Source organism: Nocardia seriolae NBRC 15557 (genome assembly GCF_007990715.1).
GTDB lineage: Bacteria > Actinomycetota > Actinomycetes > Mycobacteriales > Mycobacteriaceae > Nocardia > Nocardia seriolae.
This window is the reverse complement of sequence record NZ_BJWY01000001.1, coordinates 79,944-85,650: the sequence shown is the minus strand read 5'-3', so window position 1 is coordinate 85,650 and position 5,707 is coordinate 79,944. Positions and strand designations below refer to the sequence as shown.

5 protein-coding genes are annotated in these 5,707 nt (G+C 68.8%); 4 read left to right on the top strand and 1 reads right to left on the bottom strand.

Going from position 1 to position 5,707, the window contains the following annotated elements; all coding sequences use genetic code 11:
* Window positions 1-161 precede the first annotated feature (161 nt).
* Window positions 162-731: a Uma2 family endonuclease gene (locus tag NS2_RS00445; RefSeq protein ID WP_033085691.1), complete on the top strand. Its 570-nt coding sequence runs from the start codon at window positions 162-164 to the stop codon at window positions 729-731.
* A gap of 19 nt (window positions 732-750) precedes the next feature.
* Here the strand turns inward: NS2_RS00445 and NS2_RS00440 are convergent, their stop codons facing one another.
* On the bottom strand, window positions 751-1,554 hold the full coding sequence (locus tag NS2_RS00440) for an enoyl-CoA hydratase/isomerase family protein (RefSeq protein WP_033085692.1): 804 nt from the start codon (window positions 1,552-1,554) through the stop codon (window positions 751-753).
* 179 nt (window positions 1,555-1,733) lie between these two features.
* On the opposite strand from NS2_RS00440, the gene NS2_RS00435 reads away from it, so the two are divergent.
* The 3 genes from NS2_RS00435 (at window position 1,734) to NS2_RS00425 (ending at window position 5,705) form a co-directional block, all read left to right on the top strand.
* Window positions 1,734-2,501 (top strand): ABC transporter ATP-binding protein, encoded by a 768-nt coding sequence (locus NS2_RS00435; protein ID WP_147207043.1) that lies wholly within the window; start codon window positions 1,734-1,736, stop codon window positions 2,499-2,501.
* Window positions 2,486-4,054, top strand: a complete 1,569-nt coding sequence (locus NS2_RS00430) for a hypothetical protein (RefSeq protein ID WP_071343552.1) — start codon at window positions 2,486-2,488, stop codon at window positions 4,052-4,054. Before NS2_RS00435 ends, NS2_RS00430 begins: the two co-directional genes overlap by 16 nt.
* Window positions 4,055-4,286: 232 nt before the next feature.
* Window positions 4,287-5,705: a vanadium-dependent haloperoxidase gene (locus NS2_RS00425; protein ID WP_052085983.1), complete on the top strand. Its 1,419-nt coding sequence runs from the start codon at window positions 4,287-4,289 to the stop codon at window positions 5,703-5,705.
* Window positions 5,706-5,707: the final 2 nt, after the last annotated feature.

Genomic DNA, 5,707 nt, shown 5'->3' with positions numbered 1-5,707 from the left:
CTGCAACTCACCGGTGGCGAACGAACAGATGTTTGTCACCGGCGAGTCGTCCGCGGTATCGGGCTAGCCTCGACGTCGTCGGTGGTGGTTGTTCGACATCAGCTGCGAATCAGGGGGTGTTTGCCTTGGCGATGCCAGTGCCCGAGCTGGACAATTCGACTATGCACGTGCCCGCTTCCGATCGCTGGACCGCCGCCGATCTCGATCACCTTCCCGAGAACGGACTCAGGTACGAGGTCCTGAATGGCCAGCTCGTCGTGAACGCGGCACCGAAACCGATCCATCAGCGGTTCGTATCCGAATTGGGGCGAATACTCGAACACGCACTACCGGACGGGCTCTACATGATCCCCGGTGTCGGAGTGCTCATCGGCGATGACGAGCCGATTCCGGATCTGCTGGTGTGCACCGGGCCGATTCCATGGGACGAACGAGGGATACCCGTCGACCGGGTGAGACTCGTAGTAGAAGTCGTCTCACGATCGACCGCTGCGATGGACCGCCGGGTCAAGCCCGACCTGTATGCGGACGGTGGGATTCCGAATTTCTGGCGGATCGAGACGAGCCGGTTCAAGGGCCAGTTGTCGGGCGAGAACCTCCCGGTACTTTTCGCGTATGGGCTCGCCGAATCGGGCGAATACGAACAGGTCGCTCGCTGCCCTGCCGGTCGCGCGGCCGCCCTGAATCTACCCTTCGACATCGCCTTCGATCCCGGCTCTCTGCTGCCGTAGCCGGAGTCCCGGCATCGGGTCATGGGAGGTCGTGGGGGTTGCTGGTCCAGTTCGGAGGGCGGCGGTCCAGGTAGGCGCGGACGCCTTCCTTGGCGTCGGGCTGGGACATGAGGAGGAGGTGGAGGTTGGTTTCGGAGGTGCCGATTCGGGTCGCGTCGTTTTCGAAGGTGGACCAGAGGAGTTGTTTGGTGGCGGCTATCGCGAGGGGGGCCGTGTTGACGGCGATGGTGTGAGCGAGGGATTGGGCAGTGGGGAGGACCTGGTCGGCGGGGAGGGATTGGGTTGCCAGGCCCCAGGATTCGGCTTGGGTGCCGTTGAAAGTTGTTCCGGTGAGGAGTAGTTGGGCTGCTCGGGAGATGCCTATGAGGCGGGGGAGGGTCCAGTGGGAGTAGGCGTCGCCGATCATGCCTCGTTGGACTTGGATGATGGCGTATTTGGCCTCGGTGGCCATGATGCGGAGGTCGCATTGGAGGGCCAGGGTCAGGCCGATGCCTAGGGCGTGGCCGTTGACGGCTGCTATGACGGGTTTGTGCAGGCGCCATGCGGGCATGTCTATGCCCGCTGCGCTGAAGTCGGCGGCGGGGTCGGTGAACGTCGACTCGCCCGCGCTCAGGTCGGCTCCCGCGCAGAAGGCGGGTGGGTGGCCGGTCAGGACTATGGCTCGGACCTGGTCGTCGGTGTCGCAGGCCCGGTAGGCCCGCGATAGCTCCGAGCCCATTTCGCGGGTGAAGGCGTTGCGGCGGTCGGGGCGGTTCAGGGTGATCGTCGCTACGCGGTCGGAGACCTCGACGGTCAGGGTTCGGTAGTCGCCATGTCCGGTCATGGGGTTGATCATCGATGGATCCGGAGTCGGGGGCATCTCCCAATCCCGCCTGATGCACACGTCAGGACATCATTTCGGCGGGGGTGGTTGCGGTGGGGGGTCGGCGGCGCGATATGTCTGGCAGTGAAGTGGGACGCTTGTCGTCAAAGGGCGGTAGGCGGGGCTTCGAGGAGGGTCGGATGACTGTCGATGGGCGACCGGCGTTGGAGCTGGATGGGCTCTACAAAGGGTTCGGGTGGCCTTGGGTGGTCGAGGGGGTGAGTCTGGCGGTGCCCGCGGGGTCGTTCTTCGGGCTGGTCGGGCCCAACGGTGCGGGCAAGACGACCACGTTGTCGATGGCGGTCGGGTTGTTGCGGCCGGATATGGGAAGCGCGCGGATCTTCGGAAACGATGTGTGGTCCGACCCGGTGCGGGCCAAGGCCGTGGTCGGGGTGCTGCCGGACGGTCTGGCGTTGCCCGAGCGGCTGACGGGGCGGGAGTTGCTGAACTTCACCGGACTCCTGCGCGGGATGGACAAGGCGACCGTGGTGGGTCGCGTGGACGAGTTGTTGCACGTGCTGGAGTTGGACGGCGCGGAAAACACTGTCGTGGTGGATTATTCGGCCGGTATGCGCAAGAAGATCGGGCTGGCCACCGCGCTGCTGCACGCGCCGAAGCTGCTGGTGCTGGACGAGCCGTTCGAGGCCGTGGATCCGGTGTCGGCGGGCACGATCCGCACCATCCTCCAGAGGTTCGTTGCCGCCGGGGGATCGGTGGTGCTGTCCAGTCACGTGATGGCCCTGGTGGAGACGATCTGCGATCGGGTCGCGGTTATCAGCCGCGGGCGGGTGGTGGCGGGTGGGACCCTGGCCGAGGTGCGGGGCGAGGGGACCCTTGAAGAGGCGTTCGTGCGGCTCGTCGGCGGGCGCGTGGGCGGCGAGGAGGGGCTGTCGTGGTTGGCGTCCTGATCCGGATGCGGCTCACCATCACCCGGCGGCACATGCGGGAAGGGCGTGCGGCGCTGAGCTTTTGGCTCGGCACCGGCTTCGGTCTGATCGCGGCGCTGGTGACCGCGCTGCTCGTCGCCACCGCGCACGAGACCGTGCACGGCGGCGTCACGGTCGCGGCGGCGCTGTTCGCGGCCTGGACCCTGGGCTGGATCTGCGGGCCGGTGCTCACCGGCAGCAGCGACGAAACCCTGCAACCCGAGCAATTCCGGTTGCTGCCCTTGACGACTCGGCAACTGGCCTACGGATTGGGCGCGGCCGCCTTCGTGGGCCCCGCCCCGATCGTCAACCTGATCGCGTTCGGGAGCCTGGTGTTCGTGGCGGCCCCGATCGGCTTGGGCGCCATGGCGATCGCCGCCCTCGGCGCGGTCCTGCAACTGGTGTTCGTGGTGGTGCTGTCGCGGGTCGTGGTGGCCTGGCTGGGCGCGGCCATGCGTTCGCGGCGCGGTCGGGACCTGGGCGTGCTGTTCGCCGCCCTCATCGGATTGGCCTACTACCCACTGAATCTGCTCATCTCGGCGGTCGGGCCGAAGCTGGAGGGCGACCACAGCGCGCTGTCGACCACCCTGCGCGCGGTCCCGTCGGGCTGGGCCCCCTACGCCGTCGAGGCCGCCGGTCGCGGCAACTACCTGCTCGCCCTGCTGGCGCTGCTCGGCCTGGCACTGCTCGCGCTGATGCTGTGGCAGGCGTGGGCGGTGCTGCTGGAGCGCCGGCTCACCACCCCGTCCTCACCCGAGGGGCAGGTGGTCGACACCGGCGGCGGCCTGCTGGAACGCTTCATCCCGCCGACCCCGGTCGGGGCCATGGTCACCAAGGAACTGCGCACCTGGTGGCGCGACGGCCGCCGCCGCGCCGCCCTGCTCCCGCTGCTGCTCATCGGCTTCGTGCTGCCGATCTTCCTGTCCATCCGCACCGGCGGTAGCGGAACCGTCCCGTTCTCGGGCGCTTTCGTCGTCTGGCTGGCCACCATGTCCAGCACCAACCTGTACGGATTCGACGCCACCGCGGTCTGGCAAACGCTGGTGACCCCGGGCGCGGCACGCGCGGATGTCCGCGGCCGCGCCTACGCCTGGCTGCTGCTGGTCGCGCCGCTGTCCGTGCTCGCCACGCTGATTCTGCCCGGCGCGCTGGGCCAGGCGTACCTGTATCCCTGGGCGCTGTCGACGATTCCGGTGCTGCTGGGAGTGGGTGCGGGCGCGGTGGTGTTCCTGTCCACGCACGCGGCCTTCGCGCTGCCGCCCCAGCGCGGCAACCCCTTCGCGGGCTCCGGCAACCCCGGCTGCATGAAGATGCTGATGCAGCTCGCGGTCGGCCTGGTGCAGTTGCTGGCCGCGGCCCCGGTGCTGGCGATCCTGGGAGTCGGTGCGGCCCTGCACATTCCGCTACTCGAATGGGCGGCACTACCGATCGGTCTGGCGCTCGGCGGGTTTGCGGCCGCCCTCGGAATCCGGCTCGCCACCACCCGATTGGAGACCCGTGGCCCGGAGCTGCTAGCCGAGGTAAAACCGCGCTGAGCTGGCGATTCAACTCCTCGAACCCGTAACGAACACTCCCGGAGCCCGACGCGCCGCTACTCGGATCGGGGTCGATCACGACCCCGGAATCGGGTAGCGAACTACTGCGGAAATCCGGCGGCGCGCCCCTCATTCTGAATCTCGCGGGCGGCAGCGGGGTGTCGACCGGGAAGCCGGAAAGCGCCCCGCATGCCACTCGCGCAGTGCTCGGAACATTTGGGAGACAGCGAAAGTGGATCAAATCCTGTATTGGAATGCGGTGGCGCTGGAGTCGGATCGCATGGCGCACACCGAGATCAAACCCGTGGAACGCGGGTCACGCGGTCCGGCCGGCAGTTCCCGTGCCCTGGCCATGGTGCACCTGGCCATGCACGATGCCATCTTCAGCATCTTCGGTGCCCCGCACGGCACCTGGCTGACCGCACCACCGGTGGCGGCCAATGGCGCCGCGCCCGACGCCGCCATCGCCGTGGCGGCCCACACCACGCTGTCGGCGCTCTACCCGGCGCAGACCGCACGCCTGGACCGCGCCCTGCGCGAGGCCGGACTGCGCGGGCCCGGCACCGGCCGCGGCAGCACCCACGGGCAGAACGTCGGCCGCGCGGTCCTCAAGGCCCGCACCGGCGATCCGAGTCTGGCCGACACCGACTACCACCCCGACCCCACCCCGCCCGGCCACCGCCCGGACCCGGTCAACCCGAAACAGGGTTACTACGCACCGCATTACGGAGCCCGATCCCGCTGCTTCGCCACCACCAGCCGCTACACCCTCGACCCGCCACCGAAGGAGACCGACCCCCGCTACCTGGCCGCCGTGCGCGAGGTGCGTGCCAAAGGCCTTGCCGCCGAGGCCGTTTCCGGGCTCCCGCCCGGATCGCCCGCCCGCACCGCCGACGAAACCCTGCGCGGGGTGTTCTGGGCCTACGACGGCGCCAGACACCTGGGCACCGTGCCCCGCTTCCACAACCTCGTCACCCGGGTCGTCGCCGCCGCCCGCGGCAATGACGTGGAACAGAACGCCCGCCTGTTCGCCCTGGTCAATACCGCCCTCGCCGATGCGGCCATCCTGTGCTGGGACGACAAATACCGGCACAACCTGTGGCGGCCCATCCTCGGCATCCGCGAGTACGACCCGACCCTGGGCCCGGACGCCATGCCCGGCAACGGACTCGACGGCGATTGCGATCCCGGCTGGCTGCCGCACGGCGCGCCCCGCAGCAATGAGATCGCGCCCAATCTCACCCCGCCCTACCCCGCCTATCCCTCCGCGCACGCCACCTTCGGCGGCGCGGCCTTCCAGACCATCCGCCGCTACTACGACATCGCGGCCGACGGACCCGACATCCTCACCGACGGATTGGGTTTCGTCTCCGAGGAATTGGACGGCGAGACCACCGACAATCGCGGCGTCCAGCGCCCCCGGCACGTCCGGCGCTTTCCCGGCGGCCTGTGGCAGATGATGGAGGAGAACGCGCGCAGCCGCGTATTCCTGGGCGTCGCCTGGCCCTTCGACGCCTTCGCCACCGACCTGACCGGTCACATGGACCTGTCCCAGAACATCGGCGGCGTCCGGCTCGGCCGCGATATCGCGGATGACCTGTGGGCCAGCGGATTGCGGCAGGACCAGGCCGCCGCCCCGCGACTGCCATGACC

Coding starts and splice junctions, on each gene's coding strand:
- NS2_RS00445 (WP_033085691.1), top strand. CDS start 162: ATGCACGTGCCCGCTTCCGATCGCTGGACCGCCGCCGATCTCGATCAC.
- NS2_RS00435 (WP_147207043.1), top strand. CDS start 1,734: ATGACTGTCGATGGGCGACCGGCGTTGGAGCTGGATGGGCTCTACAAA.
- NS2_RS00440 (WP_033085692.1), bottom strand. CDS start 1,554: ATGACCGGACATGGCGACTACCGAACCCTGACCGTCGAGGTCTCCGAC.